Annotated in this window: 17 protein-coding genes; 13 read left to right on the top strand and 4 right to left on the bottom strand. The window is 64.3% G+C overall.

What is annotated here, in order from left to right; translation table 11 throughout:
* The first annotated feature begins 135 nt into the window (after positions 1 to 135).
* The 10 genes from HK353_RS12955 to HK353_RS12915 all read left to right on the top strand — a co-directional run bounded on the left by HK353_RS12955 (position 136) and on the right by HK353_RS12915 (position 10,218).
* A complete protein-coding gene (locus tag HK353_RS12955) occupies positions 136 to 1,119 on the top strand; it encodes an ABC transporter substrate-binding protein (protein WP_173156740.1) in 984 nt (327 codons plus the stop codon).
* 145 nt (positions 1,120 to 1,264) lie between these two features.
* The gene (locus tag HK353_RS12950; RefSeq protein ID WP_173156738.1) at positions 1,265 to 2,248 is read left to right on the top strand and encodes an ABC transporter permease; all 984 of its coding nucleotides are present in this window, start codon (positions 1,265 to 1,267) and stop codon (positions 2,246 to 2,248) included.
* Between the two features lie 5 nt (positions 2,249 to 2,253).
* Positions 2,254 to 3,045 (top strand): ABC transporter ATP-binding protein, encoded by a 792-nt coding sequence (locus HK353_RS12945; RefSeq protein ID WP_173156736.1) that lies wholly within the window; start codon positions 2,254 to 2,256, stop codon positions 3,043 to 3,045.
* Between the two features lie 80 nt (positions 3,046 to 3,125).
* Positions 3,126 to 3,704, top strand: a complete 579-nt coding sequence (locus HK353_RS12940) for a TetR/AcrR family transcriptional regulator (RefSeq protein WP_173156734.1) — start codon at positions 3,126 to 3,128, stop codon at positions 3,702 to 3,704.
* Complete coding sequence (locus HK353_RS12935) at positions 3,701 to 4,060, top strand: DMT family transporter (protein WP_173156732.1); 360 nt, start codon at positions 3,701 to 3,703, stop codon at positions 4,058 to 4,060. The genes HK353_RS12940 and HK353_RS12935 overlap by 4 nt, the downstream gene beginning before the upstream one ends.
* Positions 4,057 to 4,371 carry a DMT family transporter gene (locus HK353_RS12930; protein WP_173156730.1) on the top strand — a complete coding sequence of 105 codons (315 nt, stop codon included), beginning with the start codon at positions 4,057 to 4,059 and terminating at the stop codon, positions 4,369 to 4,371. The genes HK353_RS12935 and HK353_RS12930 overlap by 4 nt, the downstream gene beginning before the upstream one ends.
* Positions 4,372 to 4,430: 59 nt before the next feature.
* On the top strand, positions 4,431 to 4,562 hold the full coding sequence (locus HK353_RS17315) for a hypothetical protein (protein ID WP_281063484.1): 132 nt from the start codon (positions 4,431 to 4,433) through the stop codon (positions 4,560 to 4,562).
* A gap of 184 nt (positions 4,563 to 4,746) precedes the next feature.
* On the top strand, positions 4,747 to 6,957 hold the full coding sequence (locus HK353_RS12925; RefSeq protein WP_245396002.1) for a BCCT family transporter: 2,211 nt from the start codon (positions 4,747 to 4,749) through the stop codon (positions 6,955 to 6,957).
* The gene (betC, locus tag HK353_RS12920) at positions 6,954 to 8,558 is read left to right on the top strand and encodes a choline-sulfatase (RefSeq protein ID WP_173156728.1); all 1,605 of its coding nucleotides are present in this window, start codon (positions 6,954 to 6,956) and stop codon (positions 8,556 to 8,558) included. Before HK353_RS12925 ends, betC begins: the two co-directional genes overlap by 4 nt.
* Positions 8,559 to 8,817: 259 nt before the next feature.
* The gene (locus HK353_RS12915) at positions 8,818 to 10,218 is read left to right on the top strand and encodes a TIGR01777 family oxidoreductase (protein WP_173156726.1); all 1,401 of its coding nucleotides are present in this window, start codon (positions 8,818 to 8,820) and stop codon (positions 10,216 to 10,218) included.
* 84 nt (positions 10,219 to 10,302) lie between these two features.
* Here the strand turns inward: HK353_RS12915 and HK353_RS12910 are convergent, their stop codons facing one another.
* Complete coding sequence (locus HK353_RS12910; protein WP_173156724.1) at positions 10,303 to 11,532, bottom strand: cobalamin-independent methionine synthase II family protein; 1,230 nt, start codon at positions 11,530 to 11,532, stop codon at positions 10,303 to 10,305.
* Positions 11,533 to 11,766: 234 nt separating this feature from the next.
* Between HK353_RS12910 and HK353_RS12905 the strand changes: the two genes are divergently transcribed.
* The gene (locus HK353_RS12905; protein WP_173156722.1) at positions 11,767 to 12,504 is read left to right on the top strand and encodes a hypothetical protein; all 738 of its coding nucleotides are present in this window, start codon (positions 11,767 to 11,769) and stop codon (positions 12,502 to 12,504) included.
* Here HK353_RS12905 and HK353_RS12900 read toward each other — a convergent pair.
* On the bottom strand, positions 12,498 to 12,824 hold the full coding sequence (locus HK353_RS12900; RefSeq protein WP_342589929.1) for a TetR family transcriptional regulator C-terminal domain-containing protein: 327 nt from the start codon (positions 12,822 to 12,824) through the stop codon (positions 12,498 to 12,500). The genes HK353_RS12905 and HK353_RS12900 overlap by 7 nt on opposite strands.
* Positions 12,825 to 12,889: 65 nt before the next feature.
* Here HK353_RS12900 and HK353_RS12895 point away from each other — a divergent pair, with 65 nt between their 5' ends.
* A complete protein-coding gene (locus tag HK353_RS12895) occupies positions 12,890 to 13,096 on the top strand; it encodes a hypothetical protein (RefSeq protein WP_173156720.1) in 207 nt (68 codons plus the stop codon).
* A 131-nt stretch (positions 13,097 to 13,227) separates the two neighbouring features.
* Here the strand turns inward: HK353_RS12895 and purL are convergent, their stop codons facing one another.
* Positions 13,228 to 15,612 carry a phosphoribosylformylglycinamidine synthase subunit PurL gene (gene purL, locus HK353_RS12890; protein WP_173156719.1) on the bottom strand — a complete coding sequence of 795 codons (2,385 nt, stop codon included), beginning with the start codon at positions 15,610 to 15,612 and terminating at the stop codon, positions 13,228 to 13,230.
* 162 nt (positions 15,613 to 15,774) lie between these two features.
* Between purL and trhO the strand changes: the two genes are divergently transcribed.
* Positions 15,775 to 16,686 (top strand): oxygen-dependent tRNA uridine(34) hydroxylase TrhO, encoded by a 912-nt coding sequence (trhO, locus tag HK353_RS12885; protein WP_173156717.1) that lies wholly within the window; start codon positions 15,775 to 15,777, stop codon positions 16,684 to 16,686.
* Between the two features lie 71 nt (positions 16,687 to 16,757).
* Here trhO and HK353_RS12880 read toward each other — a convergent pair whose 3' ends face one another.
* Positions 16,758 to 17,774 (bottom strand): epimerase, encoded by a 1,017-nt coding sequence (locus tag HK353_RS12880; protein ID WP_173156715.1) that lies wholly within the window; start codon positions 17,772 to 17,774, stop codon positions 16,758 to 16,760.
* Positions 17,775 to 18,160 lie beyond the last annotated feature (386 nt).

The following is an 18,160-nucleotide window of genomic DNA, read 5'->3' as shown; positions in this document are numbered from 1 at the left end:
AACGGTCTGAGTGACGGCGGCGCATCATTCATCTGCATTGCCGTCACTATTCCTTGCGTGCGAGGAGGGGCGGTGTCGAATGCAGAATTCGTGACGGATCCGCGCCGGCGGACCGAAATTCCGAAAGGGAGAAGAATGCGTCTCAGGAAAGTGGCCACAGCGATGGTGGCAGTCGGTTCGATTCTTGCGGTTTCGGCCTGCGGAGGCGGAGGCGGCGAGGGCGGAGGCGGAGAGGGCGATTCGTACTCCATCGGCGTCTCGCAGCTCGTGCAGCACCCGGCGCTCGACGCCGCCACCGAAGGCTTCAAGAAGTCGTTCGAAGATGCTGGTGTCGACGTCGAATGGGACGTGCAGAACGCCCAGGGCGAACAGGCCAACGCGACCTCGATCGCCCAGCAGTTCGCCAACGACGACCTCGACCTCGTGCTCGCCGTTGCCACCCCGGCCGCTCAGGCCGCAGCCCAGGCGATCACCGACAAGCCCGTGCTCTTCACCGCCGTCACCGACGCCGAAGAGGCCGGCCTCGTCGACAGCAATGACAAGCCCGGCGGCAACGTCACCGGCACCTCCGACCTCAACCCGGTCGAAGAGCAGCTCAAGCTGGTCAAGGACGTCAAGCCCGATGCGAAGACCGTCGGCATCGTCTACAGCTCCGGTGAGGTCAACTCGCAGGTTCAGGTCGATCTCGCGAAGAAGGCCGCCAAGGACCTCGACGTGACGATCAAGGAAGCGACGATCGCGAACTCCGGTGAGCTCGCTCAGGCCGTGGATTCGCTCGGCAAGGTCGACGCATACTATGTGCCCACCGACAACAACGTCGTCTCGGCAGTGTCGACCATGGTCCAGGCAGCAGAGAAGAACAAGGCTCTGCTCGTCGGGTCGGAAGCCGGCCAGGTCGAATCCGGTGCGGCGATCACCCGCGGCATCGACTACACGAAGCTCGGCGAACAGACCGGCGAAATGGCTCTGAAGATCCTCCAGGACGGAAAGAAGCCCGCTGAGATGCCCGTCGAGACCAGCTCGAACCTCGAACTCGTCGTCAACCCGAAGGCGGCCAAGGCCCAAGGCGTCGAGATTCCGAAGAAGCTCGTCGACGGGGCCGACAAGGTCATCGAGTGATCGGAACCTGCTTCACCCCGTGACCAGGTGCGCGGAGTCCTGAACTCTCCCATCGCACCGACGTCACCGGCCCCGAGGCCGTCGGCACTGAAACCGACGGCCTCGGGGCCACCACGAACCACACACCAGAAATGAACGGAAACCCATGTTCGGAGCATTGGAGCTCGGGCTCATCTACGGCGCGATGGCGCTCGGGGTCTATCTGACCTTCAAGGTCCTCAACTTCCCCGACCTCACCGTCGACGGAAGCTTCACCACGGGCGGTGCCACCGCAGCCTCCCTCATCATCGCCGGGGTCAACCCCTTCCTGGCCACGCTCGCCGCGATCGGCGCCGGACTCATCGCCGGCTACATCACCGGTCTGCTCCACACGAAGGGCGGCATCGACGGACTGCTCGCCGGAATCCTCACCATGATCGGCCTGTGGTCGATCAACCTGCGGATCATGGGGAAGGCGAACCTGCCGCTCCTGCGAGAAGACACAGTATTCACCCCGCTGCGGGAGAACATGCTCATGGGCACCTGGGCATCGATCGCGATCCTGCTCGTCTTCGCCCTCATCCTCAAGTTCGCCATCGACTGGTTCCTCACCACTGATCTCGGACTGGCCATCCAGGCCACCGGCAACAACAAGGAGATGATCCGCAGCCTCGGCGTCAACACCGACAACTCGACAATGCTCACTCTGGCATTGTCGAACGGCTTCGTCGCACTCTGCGGTGCACTCGTCGCCCAGTACCAGGGGTTCTCCGACATCAGCATGGGCATCGGCCTCATCCTCGTCGGACTCGCCTCGGTGATCCTCGGTCAGGCAGTGTTCGGCAGCCGCAACATCTTCATGGCCAGCCTCGGCGCGCTCCTCGGCTCGGTCGTCTACCGGCTGATCATCTTCCTCGCCCTGCGCGCGGGCCTGGACACGAACGATATGAAGCTGACAACAGCGCTGCTCGTCGTCATCGCACTGCTGCTGCCCAGATGGGGCTTCCTTAAACGGATCCCCACGCTGCGCGGACGCGGAAACCGCGCGGCCGCCTCGGTGCCGGCAGGAACGACCGATATGAAGGACCCCGCCGAGATCGCCGACATCCCCGCCGGCGCGACCGGCGCCCGAACCGGGAAGGAGATCTGAGACCCATGCTCAAGATCGACAACATCTCCAAGACCTTCTTCCCGGGCACCGTCAACGAACGTAAGGCGCTCCAAGGGCTCTCGCTCGAACTCGACGAATCCGACTTCGTCACCGTCATCGGCTCCAACGGAGCCGGAAAATCGACGCTGCTCAACACCATCTCCGGCCGTCTGCCCATCGACTTCGGCTCGGTCACCATCGACGGCGCCGAGGTGTCGCGGATGCCCGAGTACAAACGGGCGAGATACCTGGGCCGCGTCTTCCAGGATCCGATGGCCGGCACCGCTCCGGACCTCACGATCGAGCAGAACCTCTCGCTCGCGCTCAGACGCGGAAAACCGCGTGGGCTGGGTCGGGGGACTACCTCGGAGCGACGCGAGCACTTCAAGAAGGAGCTCGCCACTCTCGAACTCGGTCTCGAGAACCGGCTGAAGACGAAGGTCGGGTTGCTCTCCGGCGGTCAGCGGCAGGCGCTCAGCCTGCTCATGGCCGGATTCACCCAACCGCGGATCCTGCTGCTCGACGAGCACACCGCCGCCCTCGACCCGCAGCGCGCAGCCCTGGTATCAGCTCTGACGAAGAAGATCGTCGAAGCCGACGGGCTGACCACGCTCATGGTCACCCACAATATGGAGCAGGCCATCGCGCTGGGCAACCGCCTGATCATGATGCACGAGGGACGGATCATCTACCAGGCCTCGGCCGAGGAGAAGAAGGACCTGACCGTCGAGACGCTGCTCGGCGAATTCTCGAAACTCAAGGGAGCGACCCTGGGCGATCGGGCACTGCTGAACTGAACCGAGACTTCGCCAGAAGCCAGGCGAACGCTCGCCGGCCGCCCTCTCTTCCTTTACCAACCGGTTGGTAAAGTGAAGGCATGGCGAATGATGGACGGATGCGGATTCTCAAGGCGGCGAAGGCTCTGGCCGAATCGCATGATTCGGTGCAGGGCGTGACGATCTCGCTGGGGTCGGTCGCGCAGCAGGCGGGTCTGACGAAGCCGGGCCTGATGTATCACTTCCCGTCCAAGGAAGCGCTCATGCTCGGGCTCGTCGACCATGCCGCAGAAGACTGGGCACGGCGACTGCGCGAGCACACCGGGCGCCCGAGTCAGGAGCTGTCGAGCTTCGAGCGGCACCGTGCCTATGTCACCGTGGCCACCACTGCCGAAGTCTCCCGCGCCGACTATTGGATCTTCTCCGATGCGCTCTACCACCCGAAGCTGTCGCGGGCATGGGGCGAGCACCTCGGTCCGTGGTTCGACACCACCGGACTCGACGATCGTGCGGTATCTCTGCTGACCGCGGCTCGATTCTGCGCCGACGGTGCGTGGATGTCAGAGGCGACGGGAGTCTTCCCCTCCGAGGACCTCGCCGCCGTGCGCGAGCACGCCCTCGCTCTCATCGACGCCGCTGAAAGAGCATCCGACAACACCCATCTGGAGGTGAGCGAATGACATCGAAACGTCTGCTGCTGCTCGTCACAGCCATCCTCGCCGAGGTGGCCGCCACCCTGATGCTGCGCGCCTCGGTTGCCGATCTCAGGTGGATCCCCGGTGTCATCGTCCTCTACGCCACAGCCTTCTTCATTCTCGGGCTCACCCAGCGGCTGGGCATGCCGCTCGGTGCTGTCTACGCCACCTGGTCGGCCAGCGGAGTCGCCCTCGTCGCCGTGCTCGGCATCGTGTTCTTCGGTGAGCACCTGAGCATCGGCGCCATCATCGGCATCGCCCTCATCATCATCGGGGTCATCCTCGTCGAATCCGGCACTCCCGAGGAATCCGAGACCCTCGATGCGGAGGTGACCGAATGAGCTGGATGTGGTTGGCCCTGTCGATCCTCAGCGAAGTCGCCGGCACCCTGTGCCTGCGCGCAAGCGCCGGACTGCAGCGCAAGATCTGGTTCATCCCCGTGGCGATCAGCTACACCGCGGCCTTCTTCTTCCTCAGCCGCACTCTCGCCGAGGGAATGCCGCTCGGCGTCGCCTACGGTCTGTGGGCGGCCTGCGGAGTCGCACTGGTCTGCCTGCTCTCCCGCGTGATCTGGAAGGACCCGCTGACGCGGAAGGCGCTCATCGGGATCGGCTGCATCACCGTCGGCGTCATGCTCGTCGAAATCGGCTGACCCGGTCTTTGCTGGGAATTTATTGTGAAGCCGCAAGGAAGCTGTTATCGTCCGAAGACATGATCCCTCTTCGATTCGACGACCTCCACCGCTGGGGATGGTCGACCCCGAATCGAGAGCGCCCGAGCTGCGGCTTCGCCAATGATTCCTGGGAACCCGTGGCCGTCGGCTGGTGGGGCGGCGAGCCCTAGTCACTGATCGCCGATCCGCAGACCACCTGCCCGGTCGTCGGCCGCCTACCGGTCGCATCAACTGATCTCCCACTCGTACCCGATGTGCGTTCATGCCATCGGGCCATGATGCGTTCGTCTCTGTGTACGGGACCGATCGATTTCGGCAGTCTTCCGCAACTATCGAAAGAGTGTGAACCGACACATGACTGATGACTCCACCCCTACCGACGAACACGATCCAGGCCCGGATCTGAAGTCCGATGCCCCCACCGAGGCGGCTCGCCGTGCACCACGCGAACGGATCATGGCCGATGCCCGCCGAGTGAGGGACGACGCCAAACGCGTGGGTCGCGAGACCGGGCGCAACCTCGGCCAGTTCGACTACCGTCGACCGCGCGGTCCCGTGAAGGCCGATCTCGAAGATACGCACGGCCACTACCCGCACGACACCCATCCCATCCTCGTGCCTGGAATAGCCATCGACGAACAGCGGCGCAAGTACTCGCTGGACAAGATCATCTTCGCCATCGCCGGCGGCCTCACCGTCGCGTTCGTCATCTGGGGGATCTCCAGTCCGTCCAGCGTCGCCAGCGTCGCTCAGGCGGCGTATGACTGGGCGACGCTCAACGTCGGATGGCTGTTCAACCTCGTCGCGATCATCATCCTCGTCTCCCTGCTCATCCTCGCGTTCTCTCCCTACGGCAAGATTCCCTTGGGCAAGGACGGAGAGACCTCCGAATTCTCCACCTTCTCCTGGGTCGCCATGCTCTTCGCGGCGGGCATCGGCATCGGCGTCCTCTTCTTCGGACCCTCCGAGCCGCTGACCTACTTCATCTCACCGCCGCCCCTGACGAACGATCCGGAGACGACCGAGGCGCTCCACGGGGCGATGGCCCAGACCTACTTCCATTGGGGCTTCCATGCGTGGGCGATGTACGCCCTCGTCGGCGGTGCCATCGCCTATGCCGCCTATCGTCGCGGTCGGTCGCTGCTGCTGTCTTCGATCTTCCAGGCTCTGTTCGGCAAGCGACAGACGGAGGGTTTCGCCGGAAAGCTCGTCGATATCTTCGCCATCGTCGCCACTCTCTTCGGTACGGCCGCAGCCCTGGGGATCGCGGCCATGCAGATCGGCACCGGTGTCAGCATCGTCTCCGGTGCGGGACCGATGACGAACAATATGCTCGTCGTCATCATCCTCGTCCTCACCCTCGGCTTCATCATCTCCGCGGTCTCCGGCGTCTCGCGCGGCATCCGCTACCTGTCCTCGATCAACATCGTGCTGACCGTCGGCATCGTCACGCTCGTGCTCTTCCTCGGGCCCACGCTCTACCTGCTCAACCTGCTGCCCTCGGCGTTCATGGAATATCTCGGATCGATGTTCGACATGATGGGCCGATCCCTGTCCTGGGGTGCCGAGACCCAGGAATTCCAGTCCCTGTGGACCGTCTACTACTGGGCGTGGTGGATCTCCTGGTCGCCGTTCGTCGGCACCTTCATCGCCCGCATCTCCCGCGGCCGTTCGATCCGCCAGTTCATCCTCGGCACGATCTTCATCCCCTCGACGCTGCTCTTCGTCGCCTACGGCATCATGGGCGGAACCTCGATCTGGATGTATCGGTCCGGAGCATCGGGCTTCACCGACAGCATGGAGGCCCCCGAGGTGTTCTTCACCCTCATCGACAACCTGCCCTATGTCGAATGGCTGCCGTTCGTCGTCATCATCGTCCTGGCGATCTTCTTCATCACCTCCGCGGACTCCGCCTCGGTGGTCATGGGCATGCTCACCAGCCGCGGAGATCAGGAGCCGAAGAAGTGGGTCGTCGTGTTCTGGGGTCTCGTGATGTCCGGAATCGCCGTGGTGATGCTCCTCCTCGGCGACGCCAGCGCACTCGAGGGACTCCAACAGCTCGTCATCGTCACTGCGGTGCCGTTCGCTCTCGTCATGCTCTTCATCATCGTCGCCTGGTTCAAGGAGCTGCGCACGGATCCGCTGGCCCTGCGCCGTCAGTACGCGCTCAACGCGGTCGACAACGCCGTGGTCGCCGGTGCCGATGCCTACGGTGACGACTTCGCCCTGCAGGTCGTGCCCACCGACCCCGGTGACGGTGCGAACGGCGGAATCGACTCCGAGCACGGGGACTACACCGACTGGTACCAGCGCACGGACGAGAACGGCGAACCCGTCGGCTTCGACTACGAAACCGGCGAATGGGCCGACGGGTGGACGCCCGACGACGATTCCGCGAACACCGCGGACTCCGCAGCGACTGAGGAATCCACCGCCGCCGAGGTGGCCGCCGCCTCCACGACCGCTGCGGACTCCGGGACCGCCTCGGCGAGCGAATCCGACCCGGATTCAGCGACCGATTCCGAAGCCGACTCCGGCCCCGACCGCAGAGAGGACCGCCCATGACCACCCCGAACATCGTCGTCATCCAAGCCGACCAGATGGCCGCCCAGGCTCTGGGCGCCTATGGCGATGCGGCCGCGCTGACACCGAATATGGATGCCCTGGCTGCCGACGGAGCTGTCTTCGACCGTGCGTACTGCAATACTCCGTTGTGCTCGCCGTCGCGGGCGTCGATGATGACCGGGCGGATGCCCTCGGAGATAGACTGCCTGGACAACGGCGACGACTTCGCGGCGTCCGTGCCGACGTTCGCCCACCGTCTGCGCAAGCTCGGCTACCACACGGCGCTGATCGGGCGGATGCACTTCATCGGGCCTGATCAGCACCACGGTTTCGAAGAGCGCGTGACCACGGACGTGTACCCGGCCGATCTCGATATGGTGCCCGACTGGAACCGTCCCCTGGAGCAGAAGCTGCAGTGGTACCACGAGGCGGACCCCGTGTTCACCGCCGGTGCGGCGACCGCGAACGTCCAGCAGGACTTCGACGACGAGGTGATCTTCAGAACCCTGCGCCACCTCAACGACCGCAAGCGCGCGAACCAGGCCGCCGGGTGCGATCAGCCGTTCCTCATGGTCACCTCGTTCATCCACCCCCACGACCCATACGAGCCGCCGAAGGCCAACTGGGACCGATTCGCCGAGGTGGCCATCCCGGACCCGGCCCACCCCGAGGTCCCCGATCCAGCCGTGGACCCGCACAGCCACCGTCTGCGCACGATGTGCGGCTTCGACGAACGCGAGCCTGGAATCGATGACGTGCGGCGGGCCCGCCGTGCCTACTATGCGGCGGTGAACTACATCGACGACCACGTCGGAGCGATCCGGCGCAAGCTCGAAGAGCTCGACCTCGCCGACAACACCGTCATCGTCGTCACCAGCGACCACGGTGACATGCTGGGGGAGAAGGGCCTGTGGTTCAAGATGTCGCCCTACGAGCAGTCCTCCCGAGTTCCGCTCATTATCAACGGACCCGCCGAGGTGATCGCCCCGGGCCGGTATGCGACTCCGGTCAGTCTCGTCGACCTCGCGCCGACCCTGCTCGAAATCGCGCAGGGTTCGGCGGAGATCTCAGCCGAGGGTGTCCCCGGGCCGTTCGCGGGCACGGCGGATGCAGGTGCAGGAGTCGCCTCGGCGATCGATGAGGGACTGACCGGAACCTCGATACTCGAATCTGCCAGGCGGGAAGGCGCCGGAAAACTCGGGTCCGAGTACCGCGACGTCGTCATCGAGTACTTCGCCGAGGGCACCTACCGGCCGCAGGTCACGCTGGTGCGCGGCGATCTCAAGCTCACTGTGTGCCCCGGCGACCCGGAGCTGCTCTTCGACCTGGCGGAGGATCCCGACGAGCTGGTCAACCGCGCCGCCGATCCGGCTTATGCCCAGGCGCATGAGTCGATGCGTGCAGAACTCGAGTCCCGGTACGACCTCGGGCACCTCGAGGACCATGTGCTCACCTCGCAGCGCAGCCGCCAACTCGTCGCAGACGCGCTCAAGGTCGGTCGAGTCCGCCACTGGGACTTCGACCCGGAACCTTCCCACAGATATGTGCGCGGTGACTTCTGGTCGGCGTTCCGCTTCGGCAAGATCCCGGCAGTCGACTGAGTCGCCGGTTGCAGTGCACCGCGGTGCCCTCGCGGGCTGTCGCGCTGCACCCGCTGGTTCGCAGTGTGGGCGCCCTGATCGAGATCACTGCGCCCACACTTCGGACCCGCCGAAGCAGGTTTCGGACACCCGCCGGACGGCTTCGGCGGGTCGGCTGGGAGGGTGAGCCGCCTCGGCGAGAACAATTCACTTGGACTTAGGTGAGTTGCGGGCCACATTCTCAGAAACCGGTGGCATCATTCGAGGTAGGAGGGATGCCATGACCATCTTTGAGTCGACATCTGAAATTCCGCTCGGTGCGGAGACCACATTCGACTGGCATGCTCGGCCAGGAGCGCTGACCCGCCTCTCGCCTCACTGGGCGCAGGAGATCGTCGAGGAGAGCTATCCTCCGATCGCGCCGGGCTCGGTGGCGCAGGTGAAGACGAGCGTTCCCTGCACTTACGGCCTTGTGCGGCGGCCGTTCAGCTCGGTGCATTCGGAGGGACCATCGCGGTTCTCCTTCGTCGATGAGCTGAAGAAGGGGCCGCTGAGGCAGTGGAAGCACACGCACGAGTTCACTTCGGTCGCCGGCGGGACGAAGATCGACGACCACATCGAATTCTCCATGGCTCCGCAGGGCTTCGACGTCATCGACCGGGGCCTCACCCACTACCTTGAAGCCACCTTCGACGCCCGCCGCAAGCGGATGCTTATGGATATCGGCTTTCTCGAATCCACGAATGCGCCCCTGCTGACGCGGAAGAAGGGCAAACACATCCTCATTGCCGGCGCCAGCGGAATGATCGGACGCCAGGTCGCCGCTCTGTTCTCCACCGCGGGACACTTCGTGCGACTGCTTGTGCGCGAAACCCCGAAGTTTCCCTACGAGGTGCACTGGAATCCGGACCTGGGGATCCTCAATCCACGCGACCTCGCGTGGGCGGATGCAGTGGTCCACCTCGGTGGGCGATCCATCGCCACTCGCTTCACCAAGCATGCGAAGGACGAGATCTGGTCGTCTCGAATCGACTCGACGAGGCTGCTCGTCGAAACGATGCGCGGTCTGCCCGAGACCAAGCGGCCCTCGGTCTTCGTCTGTGCCTCCGCGGTCGGCTACTACGGGTCGAAAGCTGACGAACCAGTCGACGAAACCGGACCGGCCGGCGACGGATTCCTCGCCGAGGTGTGCCAGAAGTGGGAAGAGACGGCAGCCGGTGTCGAGGATGCCGGGATCAGACGTGTGTCGATCCGAACCGGAGTAGTGCTCAGCTCCTTGGGCGGTCTGCTCAAATTGCAGGCGCCGCTGTTCCTTGCCGGTGCTGGCGGTCGATTGGGCAGCGGGGAGCAGGCCCTGGCTTGGATCTCGCTTGACGATGTGGCACGGTCATATGTGCACGCGGTCCTCTATGACTATGTGCGCGGGCCGGTCAACGCTGTTGCGCCGGAGCTTGTCACGCAGGCGGAATTCGCCGAGGCGCTCGCCGCCCACCTGCGCAGACCCGCGTGGATCCCGACGCCCGGTTTCATCACAGAGATCATGCTCGGCCGTGATGGGGCGAAGGAGCTGGCTCTGGCGGACCAGCGAGTGGTGCCGGAGAAGCTGCAGGAGACCGGATACCAGTTCGCCCACCCGACATTGAGCGATTGCTTCGACGAGGAGCTCGGCGGCGGGGCGTAACACAGAAGTCCCCTCCGTTCGGCATGTGAGCCGACCGGAGGGGACCGGTGTTTCTGTTGTTATTGCTGTTTCTGCGGCAGTGGTTCAGAAGCGCTTCGAGGCGATCTCCGCACCCTCGGTCAAGGACTGCAGCTTCGCGACGGCGATGTCCGGGTGGACGCGGCCGCCAAGGCCGCAGTCGGTGGAGGCGACGACGTTCTCGGGTCCGACGAGCTTGGCGAACCGGCCGATGCGTTCGGCGACGAGCTCGGGATGCTCGACGACGTTCGTCGAGTGGGAGACGATGCCGGGGATGATGTACTTGCCCTCCGGCAGTTTCTTCTCTTCCCAGATCCGCCATTCGTGCTCGTGCCGGACATTCGCGGCTTCGAAGGTGATGCCCGCAGCGTTGATCGAGAGCACCTGGTCGACGATCTCAATGAACGGCAGGTCGGTGACGTGGGGTCCGTGCCAGGAGCCCCAACAGGTGTGCACGCGCACCTGAGCGGGGTCGATTCCGCGCAGCGCATGGTTGAGGGCGTCGATGCGGATCTGGATGAACTTGCGGTAGTCGTCGAACGACGGTTCCGGGTTGATCTGGTCGAAGTTCTCGGCCAGGGACGGATCGTCGATCTGGACGGTCAGCCCCGCCTCGGTGATGGCGAGGTATTCCTCACGCAGCACGTCGGCCCACGCCCAGATGAACTCTTCGTCGGTCTTGTAGTACTCGTTGGCGATGCGGGAGGCCGAACCGGGGGAGAGAGCGTTGATGTAACCGGCGCGCTCGTCGTAGCCTGCCGCGGCCAGACCGGCTTTGAGGTTCGCGACATCGCGGTTGACCTGGTCCTGGCCGATGTAGCTGATCGGTCCCGTCGCCTTCGGGAACTGGGGCTGAGTTCCGGTCTCGGTGCCGGCCTTCGGATCGGTGTAGACATTCGGGAAGAGGTTGCGGTCGCGCCGGTCAGGCATGCTCGTCAGCACGATGTTTCCCGGGGTCGAGCGGTTGGCCGGGATCTCCCAGAGGTCGATGTCATGGAGTTCGAGTCCGCCGGTGCGGGCGAACGAGTAGTGCCACCAGGCCCCGTAGTCGAACTCGGCGGCCATGGCGTGTCCGTATTCGCCGTCGTTGGGCAGCGAGATGCCCAGATTCTTCTGACGTTTGACGAGGTCGGTCACGCTGGCGGCGAGGAGCTCGTCGAATTCCTGCTCCTGTTCCTGCGACACGGACTCACCGGCCAGGCGGGCAGTGTTCTGCGCCTGTTTGACCTTGTTGGCTTCGATGAGTTCGGGAGTGCGGGGTAAGGATCCCGCATGGGATGTGCGAATTGTTGCCATGGTTGGCTCCTCTGTCTCAGTTCGATCGTGTGGTGCGACTGCGGCAGTCGCGCCGCAGCATTCCCTCCCAGGCAATCACATTCGTGATTGCGCATGTGTGGCTGTCGTCATCTTGTGACACGTGGACGGAGTGGGTTGGTGGGCCGGAGACGCGGTGAGGTCAGCTCAGGCCAGTACTGAAAAAGTGCCCGTTCTGTTCAACCACAAGTGGGGTTGGCTCATATGCTGGGTGGCATGAGCAGCGGACAATACGGTCAGGATCAAACCGGGCGGTCAGACGCCGGTCAGCAGTGGAGTCAGGGACCCGCTCGGAGCCCGGCGGCTACGCTGGTGTCGGTTCCGCCGCATCCGGGCTGGCTCGCCCGCAGTCTGTTCTGGGCGGCACTCCTCATCGGAGTGCTGCCGTCGTTGGTGCTGGCCCCGATGGCGACGTCGGGGGAGGCGACCGCAGCAGTCTTGCTCTTCAGCGTCGGATCGGTCCTCTGCGCATGTCTGCGGCTGGTCCTCGGCACTGCAGCCATCCTGCTGGTGAAGAACACCGTCTGGGCGCGGAGACTCATCGGCGCCGGAATCTACCTCCTCGGATGTGCAGCCCTGCTGATCCTCACACCCCTGACAGGAATCCTTCTCACTTCGGTCGGGACGGAAGACGGCAGCTCACTGCTCACCATGAACATCATCCAAGGCGTGCTCAATGCGTTCTTCCTGGCCACGGTATTCTGCGGGTGGGGCATCGCCCGCAATCGTCGGTGGTGGATCCTCGTCATCGCAGTCGTCATCGGTGCGATCGTTGCCGTCCTCAATGTGACGGTTGCCGAACCACTGGCGGAAAATGCCACGACCGGCGTCATGGCCGGAGCCCTCGTCCAAGCCGTGTGGCTTGCGCTCATCTTTGCGAGCCTCGGACTCTTCCACCTGCTCGCCCGTGCCAACGGCGGGACTGCCCCGGCGCCAGCACAGTCTGCTTACTGATCAGGGCGCTGCAGCCCGTCGAGATAGAGATCGAGGCTCGATTCGACGACGGACGGGGTGAAGCGTTCCGGATCGACGATTCCGTTCAGAGCGAGTCCGTCGGTGAAGGCGCGAAGAGCTGTACGGGCCGAGGCATCGCCGACCCGCCCGGTATAGACCTCGATGGTGTTGGCGCAGAGCCTGTCGAGTCCTTCGTTGATCGACCCCAGTGCCTGTCGTGCTGAAACCGATCGCGCGGTGATGCTGGAGGCCAACCAGACGTGTGTCTCGAGACGGCGATCGTCATCGAGCGGCAGAGCTTCGCACCAAGCTTCGCGAATTGCCAGACGCGGGTCCTCCGGCCATCTCTTCGCCGACAGTCGTTGCTGCCATCGCCGGTGAAGTATTGTTCTGGATCCACGCCTCGGCGATCACCATCGCGCTGCTGGTCGTGGGATTCGCGATCGCAGGCTTGGCTGATTCCTTCTGGCTGATCTATTGGGCGATCGTCGCCGTCTTCACTGTTCTCGCCTGGGGCATGGTCGGACCGCTGCGTGACCGCTGGCGCCGCAGCAGGCGCCCAGGTGAGAAGTCTGCCGACTCGCTTTCGTGACCGTCACGCCCAGCGGGGCGATTCGGACACAGCGCGACAGCGAAACGGCCTCGCGGCCTCGAGAGGACCAACCGCAGCTGGTCTTGTCGAGGCCGAGAGGCGGTCTCGTGTCAGTCTTCGCCGGTCGTGGCTCAGACCGCGGTTTCGGTCACCGCCGCGACGCTGCCGCCGAAGCGATCAGCCAGCGTACCCTCGTGGGACTGGCCGAGTTCGTCGAGTCCGATCGAGAAGTGGTCGACGACCTCGAGCGCAGGAGCTCCGTCACCGGCATCGGTCATGCCGATGCGCACGAACGGGAACCGGCGGGCCGTGCACATGTCCTTGAAGCGGACCTCTTCCGACCGTGGCACGGCAACGATCGCGCGAGCCGTCGACTCGGAGAACAGTGCGGTGAACACGTCGATGCCGTCACGCTCGCAGACCTCATCGAGCCAGATCCGGGCACCCGTGCCGTAGCGCAGCGACGATTCGACGAGCGCCTGCGACAGTCCACCCTCGGACAGATCGTGCGCCGCATCGATCATGCCGTCGCGTGAGCAGTTGATGAGGATCTCGCCGAGCTCCTTCTCTGCCGCGGGTTTGTACTGCGGAGGAACCCCGCCGAGGTGGCCCGCCGTGACGTCGGCCCACGCCGATCCGTCGAGCTCCGCCTCGGTGGTGCCGAGCAGATAGATGGTCTGGCCCGGCTCCTGCCAGCCGCTCGGGGTGGCGCGGGTGACGTCATCGAAGACGCCGAGCACACCGACGACCGGCGTCGGGTGGATGGCCACTCCGCCGGTCTGGTTGTACAGGGACACATTGCCGCCGGTGACCGGGATTCCCATGTCCTGGCAGGCGTCGGCGAGGCCTTCGACGGCCTGCGCGAACTGCCACATGATCTCCGGATCCTCCGGCGATCCGAAGTTCAGGCAGTCGGTGACCGCACGCGGAATGGCACCGGAGGTCGAGACATTGCGGTAGGCCTCGGCCAGAGCCAGCTGTGCACCGCGCGCCGGGTCGAGGAAGCTGTAACGGCCGTTGGCATCGGTGGCGATGGCCACGCCGAGACCTGACTCCTCGTCGACGCGGACGACACCGGCATCATCCGGGTAGGCCAGAGCGGTGTTGCCCTGGACGTACTTGTCGTACTGCGAAGTGATCCACGACTTCGAGGCGAGGTTCGGCGACCCCGCCAGCTGCAGCATCGTCGACCGCAGCTCATCGTCGGACTCGGGCTTCGCCAAACCAGCCGCCTCAACGGTGTTCGCAGCCACCTCGGCGGTCCATGACGGTGCGGTGAACGGACGGTTGTACACGGGTCCGTCGTGGGCGACCGAGCGCGGGGGCACATCGACGATGACGTCGCCGTGCCATTCGATGACGAGACGATCGGAGTCGGTGACCTCGCCGAGCACGGAGGTCTCGACCTCCCACTTGCCGACGATTTCGAGGAACTCCTCGAGGCGGTCGGGACGAACGACGGCCATCATCCGCTCCTGCGACTCCGACATGAGGATCTCCTCAGGGGTGAGGGTCTCATCGCGCAGCAGCACATCGTCGAGCGCGATGTGCATTCCGCCGTCACCGTTGGAGGCCAGTTCCGAGGTCGCACAGGAGATGCCCGCAGCGCCGAGGTCCTGAATGCCTTCGACGACACCGGCGTGGAAGAGCTCGAGACAGCACTCGATGAGCACCTTCTCGGCGAACGGGTCGCCGACCTGCACAGCGGGGCGCTTCGAGGGCTTCGAATCGTCGAAGGACTCGGAAGCGAGGATCGAAGCACCGCCGATGCCGTCGCCACCGGTGCGCGCACCGAAGAGCACGACCTTGTTGCCCAGGCCCGACGCGTTGGCCAAACGGATGTCCTCATGCCGCATGACACCCACAGCCAGGGCGTTGACCAGCGGATTTCCCTGATAGACGGAATCGAAGACGGTCTCGCCGCCGATGTTCGGCAGGCCCAGGGAATTGCCGTAGTTGCTGATGCCGGCGACCACGCCGTGGACGACACGGGCGGTGTCCGGATGGTCGATGTCTCCGAACCGCAGCTGATCCATCACGGCGACCGGGCGTGCACCCATGGAGATGATGTCGCGGACGATGCCGCCGACTCCCGTGGCCGCACCCTGGTGGGGTTCGACGTAACTGGGGTGGTTGTGCGATTCGACCTTGAAGGTCACCGCCCAGCCGTTCCCGATGTCGACGACGCCGGCGTTCTCGCCGATGCCCACGAGCAGGTGCTTCTTCATGTCCTCGGTGACCTTGTCACCGAACTTGGACAGGTGGACCTTCGAGGACTTGTACGAGCAGTGCTCGGACCACATCACCGAATACATGGCCAATTCCGCCGAGGTGGGGCGACGTCCGAGGATCGCTTTGATCTTCTCGTATTCGTCGGCCGTGAGACCGAGATCGGCGAAAGGCTGCTCGACGTCGGGGTTCGCCGCTGCGAACTCGACCGTCTCCTTGACCTTCTTCGATGCATTCTGCGGGGAATCGACCTGCGTGGAATCCGCAGAGCTGAGGTTAGACGTCATGTCCTCTTCGGGGCCCTTTCATACGACACGGCACTCACGGCCAATCTTAGCCGTGTCCTCACCGCGGGGGCGAAGCGCGTCCACGGGCGGACCGCCTCGGCGCGGGTAGGGACCGTTCCCCGCTGGGAATCCGACTGTCGCACCCCACTTAGAATGGGAGCCATGGCAACTCCCAAGATCGTCCTGTTCTACGTCTTCACCCCGCTGCCCGACCCCGAAGCGGTCAAGCTGTGGCAGCACACCCTGGCCGAGAGTCTCGGGCTCAAGGGGCGGATCATCGTGTCGAAGGACGGGATCAACGCCACAGTCGGCGGGGACATCGTCGAGGTGAAGCAGTACGTGAGGGCAACGAAGTCCTACGCACCGTTCAAAGGCGCGGACATCAAATGGTCGAACGGTCAAGGCGATGACTTCCCGCGACTGAGCGTGAAGGTGCGCGACGAACTCGTCACCTTCGGCACTCCTGATGAGATCACGGTGACCGAAGACGGAGTCCAAGGCGGCGGCCAGCATCTCAAGCCCGGAGCCCTGCACAAACTCCTCGACGAACGCGGCGAAGAGGTCGTCTTCTTCGACGGCCGCAATGCGATGGAGGCGCAGATCGGGAAGTTCCGGGACGCGATCGTTCCCGACACCGACACCACGCGTGACTTCATCGCCGAGATCGAATCCGGCAAATACGACGACTTCAAAGACAAACCCGTCGTCACCTACTGCACCGGCGGAATCCGCTGCGAGGTCCTGTCCGTGCTCATGAAGAACCGCGGGTTCGAAGAGGTCTATCAGCTCGACGGCGGCATCGTCCGCTACGGCGAGACCTTCGGCAGCTCCGGCTACTGGGACGGTTCGCTGTACGTCTTCGACAAGCGCATGCACGTCGAGTTCGGTGACAACGTCGAATCCATCGGGCATTGCGTGTCCTGCGACAGGAAGACGCCGGAGTTCGTCAACTGTGCGAACCTCGAGTGCCGCAGACAGTACCTGCGGTGCGCCGATTGCACGGACAAGGGTCTGCAGCCCTATTGCGCCGACTGCGTCGAGCAGGGAATCCCCGCCGAGACGGCCGTCGGCTGAACGTGTGATCCTGCCGTTCCCCGGAGACGGGGAAGCCGTTCCCCCAGACGGGGGAGTGCAGTACCTGCACTTCAGCGCAGCAGGTGCTTCGTCGCCGCCTCGATGTCGGTCCACCTGAAGTCGAACCCGGCCGCTTCGAGTCGTGCCGGCAGCACCCACCGACTCTTGAGCACGAGTTCCGACTCCTGACGCAGGACGACCATCCCGATCTCGAGCAGCCACCTGGGAGCAGGAATCCCCACGGGCATGCGCACTGCCTTGCGCAGCGCTTTCATCAGCGAGCGATTATCTGCGACCTGTGGGTTCGAGACGTTGATCGGACCACTGAGCTCGTCATGTTCGTCGATGAACCGGATTGCCCGAAGCACGTCGTCGATATGGACCCAGCTGAACCGCTGTCGTCCGTGACTCGGCGGGTGCCCTCGCCAGACCGTCGGCCCGGAAGCCGCCGGGCCGATCCCGCGATAGCGCCGGTGCGGGAACCAGCGCCCTTCATGCTGGGCTCCTCCCGCGCCGAGTCTGGCCGCGGTGGCCAACATGTTCAACGCCGCGCCGTCACCGAGGACGATCGCCATCCGCAGCGCGACTCTTCTGGTCGCGGCCAGGTCCCCGGCGAAGAACTCCTTCTCCCAGGCTTTGGCGACGTCGACTGAGAACCCTTCGCCGATGTCGCCGTCCTCCTCGGTCTGCGGTCGGTCCATCGCATGACGGTAGATGGTGGCCGTGCTCGAGTTGATCCACAGACGCGGCGGCACCGAGGCGGCTGCCACCGCCGTGTTGAGCGCGCGGGTCGTATCGACTCGGGAATCCCAGATCACCTGTCGATTGGGATCCGTGTACCGACATCCGACGCTGCGGCCGGCGAGGTTGATGAGCAGATCGGCGCCGTCGACGAGCTCGGCGATTCGGTCGGGACGATCCCAGGTGGCGTCGGCCGAGGCGGGGGAGCGGCCGATCGTCCGCGTCGCGTACCCCCAAGCTCTGAGCGCATCGAGCACCTCTCCGCCGATGAACCCCGATGCTCCGGCGACGATGGCGATCGGGGCCTGGGCGCGTGTCAGCGATGTGTCTGTGGGTTCCGTGCTCATACTCAGGACGCTAGCACCCCGCATTGGCGGGGCTGTTGATGCGCGCATTGCAGGCTGTGTGGTGGGTGTCACGTGGAGAAAGTCGGTTTTGGATTTGCACGCCGCCTCTGTGGTGGTCTAGAGTTATATCTCGTTGCCCCGCCGGAAACACGGTCACTGAGACAGAGTTTCCACCGGGTCTGACCAGGACAAACACGGTTTGATCCGAGGTTCAGGCGATCGGGTAGGTAACACAAAATGAAACTGATACCCCCAGTGAACACACGCGTTTTGTGTGGTGTGGTGATGGGTGTGTGTTTGTGGTTTGAGAATCCAATAGCGTGTTTGTTTGAACAAGTTGTGATGCCAGAACATTTTATTTTCTGGTAAGACAATCACCTGGCTAA

It is taken from the genome of Brevibacterium permense (assembly GCF_013280495.1).
Lineage (GTDB): Bacteria > Actinomycetota > Actinomycetes > Actinomycetales > Brevibacteriaceae > Brevibacterium > Brevibacterium permense.
Note: the sequence above shows the minus strand (reverse complement) of the source record. Positions and strands in the feature narration are given on the sequence as shown.